The sequence below is a fragment of the Rhodococcus sp. T2V genome (assembly GCF_029269925.1).
Classification (GTDB): Bacteria; Actinomycetota; Actinomycetes; order Mycobacteriales; family Mycobacteriaceae; genus Rhodococcus_F; species Rhodococcus_F koreensis.
On the sequence record NZ_JARJBD010000073.1, the window covers coordinates 1 to 19,225 of the forward strand.

The 19,225-nt window shown below is 63.4% G+C and carries 15 protein-coding genes and 4 pseudogenes; 8 read left to right on the forward strand and 11 right to left on the reverse strand.

Going from position 1 to position 19,225, the window contains the following annotated elements:
• The 4 genes and pseudogenes from P3H15_RS39155 to P3H15_RS39170 all read left to right on the forward strand — a co-directional run.
• Positions 1–410, forward strand: a pseudogene (locus P3H15_RS39155) (hypothetical protein); the annotation flags it as partial.
• A gap of 163 nt (positions 411–573) precedes the next feature.
• Positions 574–859: pseudogene (locus P3H15_RS39160) on the forward strand (formate dehydrogenase accessory sulfurtransferase FdhD); the annotation flags it as partial.
• Entirely contained in the window at positions 799–2,085 is a 1,287-nt protein-coding gene (locus P3H15_RS39165; RefSeq protein ID WP_276142221.1) for an ISL3 family transposase, read from the forward strand. The pseudogene P3H15_RS39160 and the gene P3H15_RS39165, both read left to right, overlap by 61 nt.
• A gap of 60 nt (positions 2,086–2,145) precedes the next feature.
• Positions 2,146–2,475 (forward strand): annotated as a pseudogene (locus tag P3H15_RS39170) (formate dehydrogenase accessory sulfurtransferase FdhD); the annotation flags it as partial.
• A 94-nt stretch (positions 2,476–2,569) separates the two neighbouring features.
• Here P3H15_RS39170 and P3H15_RS39175 read toward each other — a convergent pair.
• The gene (locus P3H15_RS39175) at positions 2,570–3,028 is read right to left on the reverse strand and encodes a nuclear transport factor 2 family protein (protein ID WP_276142175.1); all 459 of its coding nucleotides are present in this window, start codon (positions 3,026–3,028) and stop codon (positions 2,570–2,572) included.
• A 247-nt stretch (positions 3,029–3,275) separates the two neighbouring features.
• Here P3H15_RS39175 and P3H15_RS39180 point away from each other — a divergent pair, with 247 nt between their 5' ends.
• From P3H15_RS39180 to P3H15_RS39195, 4 genes are all read left to right on the forward strand, one after another.
• Complete coding sequence (locus P3H15_RS39180) at positions 3,276–4,142, forward strand: alpha/beta fold hydrolase (protein ID WP_276142176.1); 867 nt, start codon at positions 3,276–3,278, stop codon at positions 4,140–4,142.
• Between the two features lie 128 nt (positions 4,143–4,270).
• Positions 4,271–5,434, forward strand: a complete 1,164-nt coding sequence (locus tag P3H15_RS39185) for a thiolase family protein (protein WP_276142177.1) — start codon at positions 4,271–4,273, stop codon at positions 5,432–5,434.
• A gap of 289 nt (positions 5,435–5,723) precedes the next feature.
• The gene (locus tag P3H15_RS39190; protein WP_276142178.1) at positions 5,724–7,559 is read left to right on the forward strand and encodes a long-chain fatty acid--CoA ligase; all 1,836 of its coding nucleotides are present in this window, start codon (positions 5,724–5,726) and stop codon (positions 7,557–7,559) included.
• 257 nt (positions 7,560–7,816) lie between these two features.
• A complete protein-coding gene (locus P3H15_RS39195; protein ID WP_276142179.1) occupies positions 7,817–8,470 on the forward strand; it encodes a TetR/AcrR family transcriptional regulator in 654 nt (217 codons plus the stop codon).
• Between the two features lie 89 nt (positions 8,471–8,559).
• Here the strand turns inward: P3H15_RS39195 and P3H15_RS39200 are convergent, their stop codons facing one another.
• The 10 genes and pseudogenes from P3H15_RS39200 to P3H15_RS39245 form a co-directional block, all read right to left on the reverse strand.
• Complete coding sequence (locus tag P3H15_RS39200; RefSeq protein ID WP_276142180.1) at positions 8,560–9,042, reverse strand: cupin domain-containing protein; 483 nt, start codon at positions 9,040–9,042, stop codon at positions 8,560–8,562.
• Between the two features lie 56 nt (positions 9,043–9,098).
• The gene (locus P3H15_RS39205) at positions 9,099–9,926 is read right to left on the reverse strand and encodes a mycofactocin-coupled SDR family oxidoreductase (RefSeq protein ID WP_276142181.1); all 828 of its coding nucleotides are present in this window, start codon (positions 9,924–9,926) and stop codon (positions 9,099–9,101) included.
• A 32-nt stretch (positions 9,927–9,958) separates the two neighbouring features.
• On the reverse strand, positions 9,959–10,672 hold the full coding sequence (locus P3H15_RS39210; protein ID WP_276142183.1) for an SDR family oxidoreductase: 714 nt from the start codon (positions 10,670–10,672) through the stop codon (positions 9,959–9,961).
• Positions 10,669–11,601 (reverse strand): hypothetical protein, encoded by a 933-nt coding sequence (locus P3H15_RS39215; RefSeq protein ID WP_276142185.1) that lies wholly within the window; start codon positions 11,599–11,601, stop codon positions 10,669–10,671. The genes P3H15_RS39210 and P3H15_RS39215 overlap by 4 nt, the downstream gene beginning before the upstream one ends.
• A 52-nt stretch (positions 11,602–11,653) precedes the next feature.
• The gene (locus P3H15_RS39220) at positions 11,654–14,248 is read right to left on the reverse strand and encodes a PEP/pyruvate-binding domain-containing protein (protein WP_276142186.1); all 2,595 of its coding nucleotides are present in this window, start codon (positions 14,246–14,248) and stop codon (positions 11,654–11,656) included.
• A 703-nt stretch (positions 14,249–14,951) separates the two neighbouring features.
• Entirely contained in the window at positions 14,952–16,121 is a 1,170-nt protein-coding gene (glp, locus tag P3H15_RS39225; RefSeq protein ID WP_276142188.1) for a gephyrin-like molybdotransferase Glp, read from the reverse strand.
• A 175-nt stretch (positions 16,122–16,296) separates the two neighbouring features.
• A pseudogene (gene moaC, locus P3H15_RS39230) lies at positions 16,297–16,737 on the reverse strand (cyclic pyranopterin monophosphate synthase MoaC); the annotation flags it as partial.
• Between the two features lie 78 nt (positions 16,738–16,815).
• Positions 16,816–17,058 carry a MoaD/ThiS family protein gene (locus P3H15_RS39235; RefSeq protein ID WP_276142189.1) on the reverse strand — a complete coding sequence of 81 codons (243 nt, stop codon included), beginning with the start codon at positions 17,056–17,058 and terminating at the stop codon, positions 16,816–16,818.
• Between the two features lie 14 nt (positions 17,059–17,072).
• Positions 17,073–18,098 carry a GTP 3',8-cyclase MoaA gene (gene moaA / locus P3H15_RS39240; protein ID WP_276142190.1) on the reverse strand — a complete coding sequence of 342 codons (1,026 nt, stop codon included), beginning with the start codon at positions 18,096–18,098 and terminating at the stop codon, positions 17,073–17,075.
• Positions 18,095–18,670 (reverse strand): molybdenum cofactor biosynthesis protein MoaE, encoded by a 576-nt coding sequence (locus P3H15_RS39245; protein ID WP_276142191.1) that lies wholly within the window; start codon positions 18,668–18,670, stop codon positions 18,095–18,097. Before P3H15_RS39245 ends, moaA begins: the two co-directional genes overlap by 4 nt.
• Positions 18,671–19,225: the final 555 nt, after the last annotated feature.

Here is a 19,225-nt window from a genome sequence, read left to right on the forward strand (position 1 = left end):
AGTACAACACCACCATCTACGGTCTCGACGACCGCTACCGCGGCGTCAAGGGCGGCCGGCGGGTGCTGTTCATCAACGAACTCGACATCACCGCCCTCGGGTACGCCGATGGGGATCGGGTGGACCTGGTCTCCGAATGGTCGACCCCGGACGGCAGTATGGAGGAGCGGCGGGCGGAGGATTTCCGCCTGGTGCCCTACCCCACCCCTCGGGGGAATGTGGCCGCCTATTATCCGGAGACGAATCCGCTGATCCCGCTCGATCACGTCGCGCGCAAGTCGAACACGCCGGTGTCGAAGGCGGTCACCATCCGCCTCGAGAAGCGCAACGCTGCCGAAGGGGCTCATACAAACCGAGCACCTTCCGCGACACAGCGAGATGGCGTCGGCTTCCTGGAATCGAGCCGTTGATCATGCTGCAGCTGTTCCTCCACATGATTCTCGCGTTCGCCTACCTACTTTTCCGCCGAATCGGACAGCGACCACCTGACTTCGATGCCGCCAAGCAGAGCCCGATGTCGCCGGCCAGTGAACCTAGCTACTACGCAGATACCGACCTCGAGGGGCGCTGTCGATGGGAAGAGTAAGCAGACGGACCGTGGTGACGCGGATCAGCGACACCCGGCAGTCGACCCGCCCGGACACCGTGGTGGTGGAGGAACCGCTGGAGATCCGGGTGAACGGGACCCCGTTGGCGGTGACGATGCGGACCCCCGGGTTCGGATGTGGAGTTGGCGCAGGGGTTTCTGCTGACCGAGGGCATCACCGCCGGGCGCGGTGATGTCGCGTCGATCCGGTACTGCAACAGTGTCGACGAGCACGGCGTCAACACCTACAACGTCCTCGACGTGGATCTGGCGCCCGACTCTCCGGCCGACTCGGAGTCGCTGTCAGCCGGGACACCCTGCTGCGGGCAGTGCGGTCGATACCCGACCGACCCACCGGTGAGGTGCCCGTCCTCGGTATCGACGACTTCGCACTCCGCCGAGGGCATGTCTACGGCACCGTCGTGGTGGACATGAAGACACGAACACCGATCGACCTGCTGCCCGACCGCACCGCCGGCACCGTCGCCACCTGGCTGCGAGACCACCCCGAGATCGAGGTGGTCTGCCGAGATCGGGCCGGGGCATACGCCGAGGGCATCCGCACCGGGGCCCCGGACGCGATCCAGGTCGCCGACCGCTGGCACCTGTGGCACAACCTCGCCGGTGCGGTGGAGAAGACGGTGAACCGCCACCGCGCCGACCTGCGCCCACCCACCGAGACCACGAGCCCCGACGACGGGACCGACAAACCCTCCGCGACCATCGACCCGACCGAAAGTGGCCTGGCCGACGGTCGCCTGGCCACCCGAACCCGGGAACGCCACGCCCCCGTCCACGAATTGCTCTCGCAGGGAAGAACGATCTCGTATATCGCCCGGACACTGCCACTCGACCGTAAGACGGTCCGGCGCTTCGCCCGCGCCGCCGACGTCCACGACATGCTGCCAACTACACGGACCGGCCGCAGCCTCCTCGACGAGTACGCACCCTACCTGCGTGAACGCGCCGCCAGCGGATGTGTCGACGCGGCCGTCCTCACACGTGAGATCACCGAACTCGGCTACCGCGGCAGCACCAAGACCCTGCGCCGATTCCTGCAGCCACTACGCACCGCCCACACCGCACCGCCCTCGAAGCCGGCCGTCCCCAGCGTCCGGCGGGTCACCGGGTGGCTGACCCGACGACCGGACCGGCTCACCGACGAGGACCGGGCCGGGCGCGACGCGCTCCTGGCGCGCAGCCCCGCACTCGCCACCACCGGCCGACTCGTCCGGGACTTCGCCGAGATCATGGTTGACCGTCGCGGCCACGACCTGAACGCCTGGATCGGCCGAACCCGGCGAGAAGGATCACCGGCACTTCGATCGTTCGCTGCGGGCTTGGTGCGCGATCTCGATGCCGTCACCGCGGGGCTGACACTGCCGCACAACTCCGGCGCTGTCGAGGGGCACGTGAACAGGATCAAGATGCTCAAACGGCAGATGTACGGACGAGCCAACTTTGACCTACTCCGCAAACGCGTCATACACGCCGGATAGTCAAGTGCCACATAGAAATCACGAAATTTGCGCCAGATCCAATTACGTGACGGTCGACACCGGGAGGACGTCGGCCGGCACAACGCCGTCGACAAGCTGATCGGATGGGCCACCGAACAGGACCGGGTCCCGCTGCGGGGCACGGTGCTGCTGGTGTCGGGTCGGGCGTCGTTCGAGTTGGCGCAGAAGGCGGTGATGGCCGGGATCCCGATCCTCGCGGCGGTGTCCGCGCCGTCGTCGCTGGCGATCGACCTCGCCCACGACACCGGGCTCACCCTGATCGGGTTCCTCCGTGGCACCACCATGAACATCTACACCCACTCCGACCGCATCACCCGGTTCGACTTACTCAACCGTGCACGTACGCCACCTGTGCCCTGCGGGCAGTAAGACTAACTGTCTTGGTCGACGCAGGACTTGTAACCGCGTCGACCAAGAGGCGTTCCGAATTGCACCGCGAAGTCTCGCTACGAATATACGCACGCTAGGAATTAGATTCAGGACGAACAGGTGCCGGACATGCTGCCGGGTCCCAGTAGTACGCGACGATCTCGCTGACCAATCCATCGTTGAAAACCCACTTCTCGGTGGCTGTCGAACTGGCGCGAAGCCCCGAATCTCCGGTACCAGCCCAGTCGAACCGGACCTCCGCGAAAACGACGGACTCGTCGCCTGCAAGCGCAACAATCCGCGGGCCAACCGGACCTACCACCGGCGGGGCCGCCGCGACTGCGGTGAACATCGATTCGAGCTTCGCTGCACCCGAAACGGTTCCACCGTAGGGAAGCCCGGGAGGCAAACGAAGCACCACGTCCGAAGCGAAATGCTCGGCCACGAGAGTGCCGATCGCCTCCGCATCACCCTCAGCGAGCGCCTCATAGAATCGGGTTACCACCGACACCGACGCCATATCACGATTCACGACCATATTGACCACCTTCATCGGCGGAACCAGACGGTTCCGCGACACATCTACCAGTACAGGCAACCAGGGACTCGTGGCGACTCCACTGTTGGCGACGATCGTTCACAACGTGACCCACAGAGCACACCGCCAAGCATTTTTGAAGAGAATATCTCATAACTATCACTTGGTGTTTAACTTCCGTCAACTCATACCGACATCCGACGAGTTACGGTCCGTGGACGGCACGCCGATTCGGCGCCACTGTCTCCCGAAAGGAATATTCATGAGGACGGCTGTCGAGATCGCGGGCACAGGAGTGACGCTAGTCGCGGACCGGTGGGCGGTCCCAGACGGAACGGAATCCCAGGGTTACGCGCTGTTGCTTCACGGCGGCGGGCAAACGAGGCATTCGTGGAGAACCACCGGCGCGAGGCTCGCCGCCTCCGGATGGAGCGCGCTCGCCGTAGACATGCGCGGCCACGGAGACAGCGAATGGCCGTCCGACGGCGATTACGGCACCGAAGCGCTGATTGCGGACCTCCGCGCGGTCATCGCGACCTCGACCGAGAAACCCGTGCTGATCGGCGCCTCGATGGGCGGAATGACATCCCTTATCGCGCTTGGCGAAGATTCCACCATTGCGCGCGGACTGGTGTTGGTCGACATCGTGCCCCAACCCGACCCGGACGGGATCGACGAGATCATCGGCTTCATGCAGAGCGGGCTCGACGGGTTCGAAACACTCGACCACGCGGCAGCCGCGATCGGAGCCTACAGCCCCAGCCAGGCACGGCGCTCGAGCATCGACGGCCTGCGGAAGAACCTACGCCTCCGGGAGGGACGCTGGTACTGGCACTGGGACCCCCGACTACTCGGCGAGTCGAACCGGGCGGAGAAGCAGTCCCGACAGCGCTATCTCCGCGCCTGTGCCGCCGCAGCAGCGATCCGCGTGCCCACCCTGCTCGTTCGCGGAAGTCGATCACACGTTGTCAGCCATGAGGGCGCCGACGAACTACTCTCACTGATCCCCAGCGCCGAACGAATCGACATCGCCGATGCCGGCCACATGATCGCCGGCGACGACAACGACCAGTTCTGCGAGAACCTACTCAGCTTCTTGGAACGCGAATTCCCCCAAAAACGCCGATAGGTCATCTCGCGTTTGAGATGCTTCGGCCGCCACGCGCCGTCCGTGACCGAGGTTGCCAGAAGGTGGGTAGTGAACGTACGTTCCGAACTGTTACATCTCACCAATCCCCTTCGTCGCGAGGAGTCTCCATGTCCGACGCCGTTATCCTTTCCGCCTGCCGCACAGCGATCGGCACCTCGTTCAAGGGCACTCTGAGGGACACCCACGCCACGGCACTGGCGGTTCCCGTCGTGGCCGAGGCGGTCCGCCGATCGGGAATCACCCCGGAAACATTCGACGACATCATCCTCGCGGAGTCTTTGTACGGCGGCGGCGTCCTCGCCCGGTATACCGCCCTCGAGGTGGGGATGCCGGACGTTCCCGGGGTCGCGATGAACCGACACTGTGCGGGCGGCCTCACGAGCGTCGTCACGGCGGCCGCGAACATCCGCGGTGGCTTCGACGATGCGATAGTTGCCGGCGGTGTGCAGTCGTCTTCCACAGCTCCGGGTCTGGTCCAGCGCCTCGATAGCACGGTCGAATGGCTGTCGGAGTCGCACCGCCCGACCCCGGAGGCGCCCGCCCACGATATGTCGATCACGGTTGGCTGGAACGCGGCCCAGCAAGCAGGAATCAGTCGGGAGGACATGGATGCGTGGGCTTACCGCTCTCACGTACGGGCCCACGCAGCGACAACCGGGGGCCAGTTCACGGACGAGATCGTACCGCTGAAGGTCACCACCGCCGACGGTTCGATCTCGACGTTCGAGGTCGATGAGCACCCTCGCTCCGATACCAGCCTGGAACGGCTCGCCGCTCTGCGCGTCCTGCACCCGGAGATCGAGGGCTTCTCCATCACCGCCGGCAATTCGAGTGGCATCAACGACGCCGCTGCCGCCGTGACGGTGGCGAGTTCCGACCTAGCGGCCCGACTGAACTTGACCCCTTTGGCCGTGGTGCGCGGCTGGGCCGCGGTCGGTGTCGAACCCGCACAAACCGGAACCGCGGCCATCGCAGCGATTCGGAAGGCACTGCAGCGCACGGGCCTGAGTCCGGCGGAAGTCGATCTCTGGGAGATCAACGAGGCTTTCGCGGCCGTGCCGATCGCGGCGGTCCGGGCCCTCGACCTTGACGAGGACCGCGTCAACCCGTGGGGCAGCGGATGTTCACTCGGCCATCCGGTCGCGGCGTCCGGAACCCGAATGCTCACCACCCTTTCGCACGAATTGGCACGCCGCGGCAGAGGCATTGCCGTCGCCGCGATGTGCGCTGGCGGCGGGATGGCGGCGGCGGTCGTCATCGAATCCGCCTGAGTCAGGCAAGCAGCGCTCACCCTCCACGGAACCTTTTCGGGCGGCCCTCACCCCACATTTGATGCAACGCAGCGCATCTCCGTACACCCCAAAGTGCGGCAGCACGCATCCGGAGTTCCTCGCGAGCTATCAATGTGCAGAAGCGGACATCGATGTCGGCCCGAGATTCCGCAATCCCCTTCCGGGCTTGTGATGAGTCCCACATGTATGGCATTTTGAGAATGATTGTTCAAATATTCTCATCATCGCACGAATCCGTGTGCAGTACAGTCTGGAGGACTCTCTCACTATGAGCGCACCAACAGCCGGCGCCAGTGCCGACCCCGCTGCCGCGAACATCGCCCTTCCAGTCCAGGCACCCACCCTGGCCGCGGCGTTCCAGCGCACCGTCGCCCTTCACGGAGATCGACCGGGACTCAGGACGATCGGCGGCAACGTGGAGCTGACGTGGAAGCAGGTCGGCGATCGCGTCGAGGCGATCGCCGGCGGGCTGTGGTCGCTCGGACTCCGCAGGGGGGACACGATCGCGATCCTTGCCACGAACTCGATCGAGAACCATCTCGTCGATTTCGCGGCGGCCCACATCGGGGCAATCCCGTTCGGAATCTTCAACAGCTCCTCCCCCGAACAGATCGCCTTCCAGGTTGGAAACGCCGAGTCGAGAATCGTCGTCGTCGAGCAGCAGTTCCTCACCAAGACCCGGATCGCGATCGCCGAACTCGGCGATCTCGTCGAACATGTCGTCCTTCTCGACGGTGAGCCGGACGGCGCTAGCCTGCCGCTCACCGAACTCGAAACTCTCGTCGATTCGGAGTTCGACTTCGAGGCAAGTTGGCAGAGCCTCACCGAAGAGGACCTCGAGTGCATCATCTACACCTCCGGTACCACCGGTCCGCCGAAACCGGTCCAATGGTCGAACCGCACTGTGATGTCGCAGTTGCGCGCGCTCGATGCCGCCCTACCGCTGCCGCGTAACGCCCTCATCTCGTTCCTCCCGATGGCCCACGCCGGGGGTCGGATCAACGGACCACACACCGCCGTCGTCTACGGAGCCACAATCACGGCGTGCCCGGTCATGAACGACGTACCCAAGGCACTCGTTGATGCGCATCCCGACGTGTTGTTCTCGTCACCCAGGCTCTTCGAGAAGCTGCAAGTTGCCATCGAATCGCTCATCGAGTCGACGACCGATTCGGACTTACTGGCACAGATGCGCGCGGCCCTCGAATTGGGCCTGCGGATCGCACGCGCGGAGGAAGTCGGCACGGATGCGACGATCGAGATGACGCCGGCCCTTGCCTCCGAGCGAGCGGCGGGTCTGACACTCTTCAAGTCGGTCCTGCACCGGCTCGGGCTCGACGAGATCAAGGTTGCCATCATCGGCGGTGCACCTGTGGCCGCCGAAGTTGTCCACTTCTTTCGCGCGGTCGGCGTTCCGATGCTCGAGGCCTACGGCGCTACCGAGGTATCGCTCAACATCTTCAACCGGATCGACGATTACAAGACGGGGACCGCCGGCAAGCCACTACCAGGTGTCGAGGTGAAGCTCGGCCCCGACGGCGAGATCCTGTGCCGCTCCGACCTCAATATGGTCGGTTATCGCAATAATCCCGAGCAGAACGCCGCCACGATCGACTCCGACGGCTGGGTTCACACCGGCGACATCGCCGAGATCGACGAAGACGGCTTCGTGAAGATCGTCGACCGCAAGAAAGAGATCATCATCAACTCGGCAGGCAAGAACATGTCGCCGGCCAACATCGAGATGGCGATCCTCGGCGAGAGCTCATTGATCGGCCAAGTCGTCGCGATCGGCGACGGCCGCAAGTACGTGACGGCACTAATCACTCTCGACCTGGATGCCGTCCCGAACGTTTCACACAAGCTCGGCCTCGCCGGGATGACGGTCGAGGACATCGTGAGGTCGTCGGAGCTCCGCGCGGAGATCCAGCGAGCCGTCGATCGGGGAAACTCACGCCTCAACAGCAACGAGCAGATCAAGAACTTCATGCTTCTGCCCGGAGCGTGGGCGCCCGACAGCGACGAGCTGACACCGACAGCCAAACTTCGACGCCGCGTCATCCATCGGAAGTACGCGGGGCAGATCGACTCGCTCTACTCCTGACCTGCCTCGTCGCTATCCACACTGCGGGAGCTGGCATGGCGAGAACCCAAGGCCGCTGGATTGACGTCCTCTGACGAGCGCCCACGTCCCACTGCCTGCGAGCCGGGGCGGTCCCCATCCAGCCCACGGGAACCACACTGCTATCGGCGGCCGGGCCGCCGGGTCGGCGAACAAGGCGATCGCTCCACTACGTGATTCGCCGCCGACTGTGCAATTATGAGACGACCCAGCTCTACGATCGCGAGGTACTCGCAGACATGACCGACGACACCGCAGAATCGACTGCTGTCGACCTGAGCGCCAGCCGCGCCGACGAGCCGACCCGGCGTGGACCCGGACGGCCGCGACGACGCATCTCCATGGAGGACGTAGCCGATGTTGCGGTCCAGTTGTTCTCCGAGGGCGGTTACGACGCGGTGTCGGTCGAAGCTGCCGCCGAACGCCTGTCCGTCTCACGCGCCACGCTCTACCGCACCGTCGCCACCAAGGACGACCTACTCGGCATCGTCCTCGAACGACTCACCCATGAGTTGAGCGAAGGCGCCGCCGAGCTGATGGACGCCACCGAAGATCCGGAGGAAGCCCTCCTCGGTCTGCTGCGCCTGCAGATCGCGGCCGCGATCAAGACGCGCCGCTACCTCGCTGTATTCTTCGGTGGCGTCGGGCTCGCACCTGAGGCCTACGCCCGCTGGCAGGAATGGAGCCGCGACTACGAGGCTCTGTGGACTACCGCCGTCACCCGCGCGATGAAGGCCGACGTTCTGCAGTGGTCCGACCCCCGCATCACCACCCGGCTCCTTCTCGGCATGGCTATCTGGGTCTCCCGCTGGTATCGACCCGCCGAAGGCTTCACCGCCGAGGAGATCGCCGAAGCCGCAGCACAGCTCATCTCTTCACACCGTGCCACATGATGATGTAGCGCCGACCGAGTTCAGCGTCGGGTGGACGTGGGATGCCACGTCCAACCGACGTCGAATCGCTCGGTCCACCAGCCGCGGTGTCAGCCGGCCCGGCGGTCCGCGCCGAAGATGACCGACAGGACCCTCGCGGTCGAGGCTCCGCGGTTGCGCCATGTATGGACTACGCCATTGACAACGATCGAGTCACCGGCCTCGAGTACCCGTTCGGCGCCGTCTTCGAGTTCGAACACCACGGATCCCGACAGGATGACGTTTACGTCGACCGAGTCGGTTGCATGCGCACCTCCGGATGGAAGCTCGCCGGCACTCGTCACACCGGCTTGATCCTCACCTGCGGTGCTGTGGGGTGGGATGGTCCACGCGAGAACCCATGCACCCCCGGGGGTGGGGAATCCGAAGCCGTCCTCGACGGGCACCTTCGGCGGAATCTGCAGTCTGCCGTTCGACCGCCACACCGACGACAAGGTGGTGTTCGCCTGGAGCAGTCCCTCGAGTTGCTCGTCGGAAACGAAGACCGACTTGCCGTTCTCGTCGAAGCCGGTCACCACTCTTCGTGTACTCACAATTGAACTCCGTTCCGTGGGGATTGCGCCGGGTCTGGGCCGAAAATCGTGGCGTGTCAGAGTGCGCCGCCGGCGTCGACCGAGTGAGTGCTGCCGGTGACGGCCCGGCCGCTGTTGCCGACCAGATAGAGAACCGCTGCAGAGATGTCGGAAGATTCCGTCAATGGAAGCGGTAGCGCGTTCAAGGTGCTAGCGGCCCGGACGAAGTCGTCTCGAGTCGGCTCCTCGAGATCGGGCCTGAACAGTTTGTAGGTTGCGTCGTTGAGGACCATCTCGGTTGCCACGGTGGTCGGATGAATCGTGTTGACGCGGATACCGGTCGGCGCGAGTTCTTTGGCGAGGACTCGCATGAATCCCACCAGCCCGGACTTTGCGGCCGAATAGTGGGCGATGTTTCCGTTCGGTCGCAGTGCCGCGAGTGAGCTGGTGATGACGACCGAGCCGCCGCGCCCGCCTGCGATGATGTGGGGAACCGAGGCGCGGATTGTCTTCCACACGCCGGTGAGGTTGACGTCGATCATCGTTGACCACATCTCCTCCGACATCGTGAGTGTGGGCGCCGGGGCCGAGATGCCGGCGTTGGCCAATACGACATCCAGTCGGCCGAACTGCGCAACTCCCTTTTCCACCACCGCTTCCAGGCCGGCGAGATCGCGTACATCGACGTGTTCTGCAACGATTCCCCTGCCGAGCTGTTCGACCTGGCGCACCGTCTCGGCGAGGTCGTCCTGCGACGCCAGGGGGTACGGCACGGTGTCGATCTGCCGGCAGACGTCGACCGCGATGATGTCTGCGCCCTCACTGGCGAGGAGAAGGGCATGACTGCGTCCCTGTCCACGCGCAGCGCCGGTCACGAACGCGACCATTCCATCCAATTGGCCCATGGTGCGAATTCCTTTCGAATTGCCGCCGTCATCTAACAATCGGCGGGTTGACCGGCGGGACGGAGCACGATCTCGTTGACGTCGACCGATGCCGGCTGGTCCAGTGCGAACAGCACTGCACCAGCGACGCTGTCCGGCTCGAGTTTCGGTCTCGCGCGCAGATCGTCCCGCAGGTCACCTGAATCGATGACACCGGGGTGGATCACGGTGACCCGGACACCCGTTCCGACAGCTTCGGCCCGAATCGACGCCGCCATGGCCGACACCGCCCATTTGGTGGCGGAGTAGAGACCTGGGCGCATTATGCGTCCGGCAACCGAGCCGAGGAGAACGAGGTGGCCCTGCGTGCGAGCGAGGCCTGGTAGCGCGGCGCGGGCGGTGAGCGCGGTCCCGAGGACGTTCGTCGACACCATCTGACTCCAGTCCTCCGGGTCCGACCCTCCGTCGCCGAAGAACGACACCGGCAGCGCAATACCGGCGTTCGCGATGGTGCCGTCAATGCGGCCGAAATGCTGCTCGACAGCCGCCGTCGCATCGGCGATCTCGGACCAATTGGAGACGTCTGCCGTGAGAGGGAGGATGTCCCCGTCGCCGAGGTCGCGCACCACCTTCTCCAGATTCGCACTGCTGCGTGCGATCAACGCGAGACGAAATCCCGCGCCGAGCGCCGAGCGCGCTAACGCTGATCCGAGTCCACGAGAGGCACCCGTGATCAGCAGAACCCGACCCTTTTCCGTCGATGTCAATGGATCTGCCGAATCATGCCGTACTCGCTCTGACCGTATCCAACTCGACCGTCCGTGGTGTGCAATGCGAGGATCTCATCGAACGCTGCGAACGTGGGCCCTTCCCGACGCGGGAGGCCAATCGGGCACCATCCGCCCCACAGTCGTTCCTGGTCAACGAGTACCAACTCGGTTCCATCCGCGAGGTCGTATCGGGTCTCGATGGCGAAGCCCGAGATGTTCTTGGGGATATGAACATTCAGGATGGGGACGGTGCCGGAATCGTTGATTAGTGCGCCGCCGGTCCTCTGAACGCCGTCAGGGTGCAGGTGCTTGATCACCGCGATATCGAAGTCGTCGAAGGTGGCCCACAGGTAGTAGTACTCGGGAAACTGTACCGAGTCGTCCCGGAAGCCCCAGGTGCGCGTCCGGTAGCCGAGGGCATCGATCGCGAACTCGCGGCCATCTAGCGACAGGTTGCCGGTCATGCTGAGGGGATGCTGGAAGTGCTGCAATGGCTTTTGGTCGCCGAACTTCGGAATAGAGCCGCCGGACCCGAAGTCGATCGGCGCACGGCGGGGGGCGAGCGACAGCCGTCCCTGAACACGTTGATGATCGATCTGGATCGTGCTCTTCATGTCGAACTTGATCGACTCACTGTCGAAGCGGTCGACCCGCGCTGGCAATTCTTCCCGAAGGTCGAAGATCTTTCCGCCGATCGATAGGTTGAGTTGCGCCTTCGTTGTCGGGTGGTTCGGAGACGAGTTCCAGTGAAAGAATCCGTATGCGTCGTTGGCCACATCCCAGAATGCCAGGTAGATGTGGTCTTTCCAGGGCGCGGATCCGTCCTCGATGGAATCCTTGGCGGGATAGCTGTTCGGCCCCCACACCGGATCGAGTTCGTAGAAGTGCCGGTCGATCGGTGGAGCGAGGGAGCTGTCGACGGTCATGGATCCTCCGTGAGTAGTGTTGATACATTGTTTGTTTCGTCTTGAAGGTGAGTCAGTGGGCGTGGGTGCGCTCGAGGACCTCGATGGATCCGGAGGCTCCGTCGATCCGCACTCGGTCGCCGGTGCGGATATGGTGGGTGGCAACTTTTGTGTTGACCACGCAAGGAATGCCGAGTTCGCGGGCCACCACGGCGGTATGACTCATGACACCGCCGATATCGGCCACCAGCGCCGACGACAAGAACATCAAAGACGCCCAGGCTGGGTCGGTGTCACGGGCGAACAGCACCTCACCCTTCTCGACATGAGCATCCGACGGATCGAGCACCACACGCGCTCGGCCTTCGACGATGCCGGGGCTCGCCGGCGTGCCGCTGATGGTGTCGATGGTCTCGTCTGGCGTGATCGAATGGGGAAGGGGTACTCCCTGCCAGGCATCGGCGATCTCGATGGCCTCGTATCGGCGCCGCAGTGCGCGGCGTTCCCGGACGAGTCGCCGACCGAAGGGAACTCGGAGGGATCGAATCTCATCGACGGTGAGGTAGAAAACATCGTCCGGAGAATCGATGTCGCCGCGTTCCGCAAGGAGAACACCTGCGCGCCGCGTCGCAGACCGCACAACGTCCAGTCCTTGCAGGAACGCCGTCTTCGACACGCCTCGCATCGGCAGGTAGTGCGCGGACACAAGCAGCACGAGCCGGGCGAACGGGCGTGCGGTGACCGGAAGAGACCTCAGCAACCTGCGTTCGAGCGCAATTCGAGTCGAGGTCCGCTTCTTCGCCGATGCACGTGGATCTTCCGAGTCCGACCTTTCCCGGTAGGCATCGATCTGGCTGAGGACCATGGTCGGGTCTTCCCGCCAGCTCTTGTTCGACAACTCCCCTTCACGCCATCCGTGGTACCCGTGACGAGCCAGGAAGTCCGCCAGGCCCAGCTCGTCGCGCGAGCAGCTCCACAGGTCCTCGACGAGAACGGTCTCCTCGTGGCCTCCGTACCCGGCAACAATCTCGTGCACCGACACGTCCGAACCCTCGGCTACCTTTCGTAGCATCTTCGAGGCGGCCAGGAACGCCCCCTGGGTGAGGTTCACCTGGAGCGCAAGACTCCGGCTGAACGCTCGGACACCCTCGTCAAGGATGGCCACAGTTTGAGGAAGATCCGCGGTGTCCAGAGCGGCGATGGACTCACGCCAGAAGTCTTCGACTGCCACGCGGTTCCGGCGCATCCGCCGGGGCACCACGAGGAACGGCAGCGGTTTGCGGATAAGCGCTCTCACGTAACTCCTGCGACGTCGTGAGCGACGCTGCACACCTTCCGGCACCGAGGAGAAGAACTGAGCGATCAGGTCCTGGCCACTCATCCCGGGAACGCGATCGGCCCATTCGGCCAACAGGTCAATGCGCAAAGCGGCGCGGCCGTAGAACGCGCCGACCATCCAGTCTTGTGTCCGGTGCGGAATCATCGCTTCACGACGCGACAGGGCTCCGAGGAAGCGGTAGTGATTTCGATTCACGAATTCCGCGACCGGTAGCCAAATCGACCACGTCAGTGGAGTCTCGACGCCCGGGATTGCTTCCTGCATGTTGGTGAGGGTCCACAATCCGTTGCGCGCCGCATGGCCGTGGAGGAGCGTCACCTCGTCAGGGTCGACAACGTCGCCCTCTTCCACTACAACGCCCGCCGAACGACTCCACACCGTCTCCGCCCGGGTTTGCAGCAGAAAGAGCTCGCGTTCGCCGGGCGGCCCGACGAGCGCCCACTCGACGTCCTGGGGGCCACCGAGCGAACTTTGCAGATGTCGTCCGATCTCGGCGATACGAGCGGCTTCGTCGCTGCTGATCGACGGCAGATCCCGAGTATCGGCATCGACTGGCACCAGTTCCACCGCACCGGACGCCGGCACGTATCGGTGTGCGTGCTCCTTGGTGCGGATCTCGCTACGCGTGACCCCGCCGTCGACTGCGGAGATCCAATAGCTGTCGGATGCCACATCCCCCTTGACCACGCCCTCTCCGAGGCCGAAGGTCGATTCGACGTATGTCGTCGACCTGTTACCGGTGGCCGGATCGAGCGTCATCATGACTCCGGCCGCATCGGCAGGGACCATCGCTTGAACAACGACGGCCATCGCGAGATCCACAGTGGAGACGTCGAATTGCCGGCGGTACCCGATCACCTGAGCGGTGAACAGACTTGCCCAGCACTTGACGATGTTTTCGAGGACCGCTTCCGTTCCGATGATCCACAAGTAGGTGTCCTGCTGACCAGCGAAGGACGCCTCTGCGAGGTCCTCCGCCGTCGCGCTCGATCGCACTGCGACGGCCGTGTCCTCGGGCGGGCCGAGTTTTCCGTAGGCTTCGAGGATCTCTGCGCGCAGTTGTTCCCCAAGCATGTCGACCGTGAACAACTTCCGGATCGCCCGAGACGCTGTCCCCAGTTCCGCGGGTGTCTCTGCATCGTCGAGCAGGCGATCGATTTCAGCGAGCATCTCCCTCGTCATCGACCCTCGGTAAGCCTCGGTCGTGACCACGAAACCTCGTGGCACATTCAGTCCGAGTCCAATCATGGATGCCAGGCCAACCGCTTTGCCTCCGAGGTATTTTCGTGAGCCTTCATCACACAGACCCAGATCGAGCACGTTTCTCATCGTTCCTCCGATTCGGGCACGGTTGCCCTCTGGACCAATCGCGTAGTGGCGGGTTCCGCTACCGGGCCCTGCACACCAAGGGCCAACTGGCAAACGTTGGAATGTGATGCGGGCCACTCAGCGAGTCATATTAAGAGACGATACATCTCAAAGGCAAGAACTTTGGGCTTTTCGGAACAATCAAGATGCCCTACCAGCGAGACAACAGCATCGAAAAGTGCGGCGAATACACGAACGATGTTCGATCGACGCCGTGTGGTGCCTTTCATTCGGCGATCGCCGGGGGGTCGTCACGCAACCCGTCGATGGTCGCGGTCGAAATATGCTTCACCGAAACCGAATTGATCCCGCTGCTCCCGACAGGTTGCCGGTTGATCAATTCCCGTGACCTTGCGGACACCCAGGCACGGTGGAGTCGGGCACGGCCGTACCCGCGTAGGCGAGGAGCATCAGGGCTCTCGGCGCTCGTCCCCCGCCGCAGTGACCAAGTCGCCGAGGACACCGCCGGGGCCGCGGACGGGGTACGAAGGAATTCTCCCCCTGCTGGAGTCCGACCACGACATGCACCGCAGATCGACCACTCCAATCTCGGCGGCAGAGAAGTGGTGGCGCAAGCTGGATGGTGCCGTTCAACGAGCCTGAGGCATCGAGATGCCGTGGGGTCGGCGCCCATCACACGCTCAGGGCTTGTTCGGCCACCAAACTAATGAGGTCCGTCGAGTAGCCACACTTCGACCACGTCACCCTCTGCCCCCTCGACGCCAACGGGCAGGATGATCAGGCAGTTCGCCGCACCGAGCGCCCGGATCGAGTGAGACGCACCAGTCGATACGGGATCGGCTACACCGTCCTCGTATGTGCCGAGCCGATACTGGTCAGCCTGACCGCGCTTGGGAATTGCAGAGCCGAGGCACGCGCGCACCACTTGCCGCGTGGTTGCCCGATAACCCATCACACGCCGCAACTGAGGCCGCAAGAACACCTCGAACGAGGTATACGCACTGACCGGGTTGCCCGGAAAACACACGATCGGCGTTCCACGATAGTGGCCGATCCCCTGCGGTCTCCCCGGCTTGATCGCGACCTGCATGAAGGAGACGTCCTCCTGCGATAAGGCGCTCTTCACGACTTCATGCGTGCCGGCACTGATTCCACCCGTAGTGACGATCAAATCCACGCTCTGCGAGTACTCCGCCAAAGCGTCGCGGAAGAGGCGAATATCGTCGGAAACGAAAGGCACCCGCTCGGCACTCGCTCCGGCTGCGCGTATCGCGGCCGACAGCATCACACCGTTCGATTCGTAGATCTGACCATGATGGAGCTGCTTTGACTGTTCAGTGAGCTCCGTGCCCGTCGACATTACTGCGACCCGCAGCGGCCGGTACACCGACGCACTTGTCGCACCCAGCGCTGCCAGAACTGCCGTCCGAGCGGGATATAGGACATCACCCGCCCGAAGCGCCACCGCCCCTTCGCTCAGGTCCTCGCCGCGCCGGCGAATGTTCGCACCGCATTCGGGATGCGCGGTGATCCGCACCGGCTGACCGAGTCCAATGACGAACCCAGTCGTCCATTCCACCGGAATCACGGTATCCAGGGCCGGTGGGAGCGGAGCACCAGTCATGATCTGGACAGCGCTCCGCGGCGGCAGATCGCCCAGCCGAGTATCTGTCCCCGCCGGGGCGATCGCATGCACGGTCAGTTCTGCCGGGCGAACAGACGACTCACCCACCACTTCGTCGTGCCGAACCGCGAACCCGTCGACAGCGGAATTGTCGAAGGATGGGATTGGAAACCGCGCACATACATCTTTCGCCAAGACTCGCCCCACCGCTTCGTCGAGAGAGACGGACATCGGGGTGGGCGCGGGCATTAATGTAACTCACTCACACCCTGACGGTACTCATCCACGGTCTTCAAGGAACCGGCTGGCGACAATGTGCACATGACTATCCGACTCCGCCTTCACCTTGCGATCGCTGGTCATGATCCGGGAGCGATCGCGGAGTGTGATGTTCACGCGTCCATCGCCCACGCTTTCCGCCTCACTTCTCGATGAGACGGATGCCAGTCAGGCATGCGGCGGGGTCTACAGCCTTGACCATGTCGTGGAGTGTCAACCCTCCAACCGCGACGCAGGTCAACGCCTCCATCTCGACTCCCGTCGGCCCCGTCGTTCGAGCGGCGGATTCAATCGTGGTCGACCGAGCAATGAATCCAAAGGTGACCTCAACCGACGACAGCGGAACATGGTGGCACAGGGGAATCAACTCTGCCGTGCGTTTCGCTGCTTGAATTGCGGCGATACGCGCAGTCGCCAGGACATTGGCCTTGGGCAACCCATCCGCCCGAACCCGCTCGACGACTTCCTCGGTTGTAAACAGCACACCAGTCGCGATCGCAGTGCGAACGGAGTTCTCTTTGCCACTCACGTCGACCATCCTCGCTCGGCCATCGCTGCCGACATGTGTCAGCTCACCGCTACGCATTGCCATCCCTTCCAGGATCAAGTTCGGGGAAGGTGCCGATCCGGACCGAGCCCGTTGTCGATTCAGTGTGTGCGGAGATCATCCGCCCGCTACGGCAGGCAGGATCGCTACTTCGTCCCGGTCCGAAAGAGGTGTAGCACCGGCACTTCCCGGTGCCTCCCCATTGACCCACACCCGTGAACAGGCCACGACTTCCCCGAAAGCAGCGCCGTAACGGTCACACGCCTGATGAAGCAGGTCTTCCAGCGAGCTCACCGGAAAGTGATCCTTCGATACGCCCGATGCTTGCCGGGCCACCGAGAACATTACCAATGTTGCCATGCGCTACTCCAGTTTCAGCCGCCGATGTACGACATCTCGATCTTGTTGTTGCGGTCAGCCTGTAATGAGCCACGAAGCTCCGAGTACCGGTCATCCCGAGATGCCCATCGCCCGGTAAGGGCGGCGGCCAAGTCTCCGGGCGTTCTGCGACCTCGCAGTATCGCGCGCAGATCAAGACCGGCAGAGGCGAACAGACACGTGTACAGAGTGCCTTCTGCGGACACACGGACCCGAGTGCACGTGCTGCAGAAAGGCTTACTCACAGACGAAATGACACCGAACTCGCCTCTCCCATCGCGGTACCGGAATCGAGTCGCAACCGCCCGGCGATCCGAATCATCGACGACGTCCGCCGGAAACCGTGACCGAACGGCGTCGACAATCTCTGACGCAGGGACCACGTGGGAGGCGTCCCATCCGTTCGTCGACCCGACATCCATATACTCGATGAACCGGACGATGTGTGGGGTATCGCGGAAGCGAGCCGCCATATCGGCGATCTCGGAGTCGTTGACGCCACGCTTCACTACCATGTTGATCTTGACCGCACCCAAACCCGCACGCTCCGCTGCCGCGATGCCGTCGAGAACATCCTGCACTTGGTAACGGCTGTCACTCATCGCCTCGAATGTGGCTTGCTCGAGGGAGTCCAAGCTGACAGTAACCCTGCGGAGACCACTCGCCGCAAGGCTTTCCGCATATCGAGGAAGCAACACCCCGTTGCTGGTCATTGCAAGATCCAGCCCGGGAAGCGACGACAGCGACGCGACAAGCTCGCAGATATCACGATGCATCAACGGCTCACCACCGGTCAACCGGATCTTACGAACACCGAGTTCATAAGCAGTTGAGGCAATCTCCTTCAGCTCGCCGAAATCGAGCAGAGCGTCTCGCTCGAGAAACGCATGCTCGGATCCGAACGTCTCCCGGGGCATGCAATACCGGCAGCGGAAGTTGCACCGATCGGTCACCGAGATGCGTAGGTCGCGGAGAGGCCGGCCCAATCGGTCACGCACAGCCGTGGGCAAACCCCCGGTCACGAAATGCCCCTGTTACGTGTGCGCGTGCTGGACGCGTGGTCGAGATCCCAGTGCCGGGCGGACTCGGCAACCGTCTCGATCAGCACACCGGTTTCGACCCACTGCGATTCGGTGGACGAATGTTCCAACTTCCAGACCGGAACAGCACGTTTGAGCACGTCGATACAGAACTCGGCTGCCTCGAATGCATCACCACGGTGCGGCGAGGACACAACGACCACCACACTGCTCTCCCCGAGCTCCACCCTGCCGCAGCGATGTCGCAACACTATTCGCCCGAGCATCGGCCACCTCCCGAGCGCACATTGGGAGATCTCGAACAGCCGCGGGGTCACGCCCGCGGCGTACACCTCATAGTCGATCGACCCGACGCCCACACAGCCGTCGGACGCCTCACGAACCACACCCGAGAACGTCACGATTGCACCGCACTGCGGAAGCACAGCCCACTGCATCGCCGCATCGACCGAAAGCGGACCACTATCGACACCAACCCACACCGATCCGGTACAGATGTCATCCCCTACCTCGAACGGCACAGCCACACCGGGCGGATTCGGGTGGATCGTCATTGATCGCCTCCGTCAGATCATTCACAAAGCTATTGCTCGTACTTACATCGGATAGGGACGCGGATTTCGTCGCGGAGCAACAAGAACGAAGCAGCCGACCGCCGTCGCGTCGCAGGATCTACACTCTCGGGCCGAAGCCCCCGGCCGGAACGCACCTTTTTGCGATGACAAGTATCATAACCCGGCTACCTCTAGAGCACCACCCCGATTCAACAATCGTCAACACGCCTGTTCGCTCCGGGAGATACCGCTGAGACCAAGTCCGCCACCAGACTGCTCAGCGACACACTCCCAGCACACCCACGCTGACCAGGAAGTTCCCGCGCCCGGCTAATTGGAGTAACTCCTTCGCCATCGCGACCCGAGGGGAAGCCACCATGAGCCCTCCATTCACCATCAACAGTATCTTCACGAAGCCCGTGTACGACCCAGCCGCTGACCATCCCCCGTTGGCGTGGGCGGACGCTGAATGCGTTCGCAGCGCGTGTTGCCGAGCGCCGACTGCCGTGCGACGCAGTCGACCGGCGTCATCATGCTGCGTCTTCGGTCTGCCCA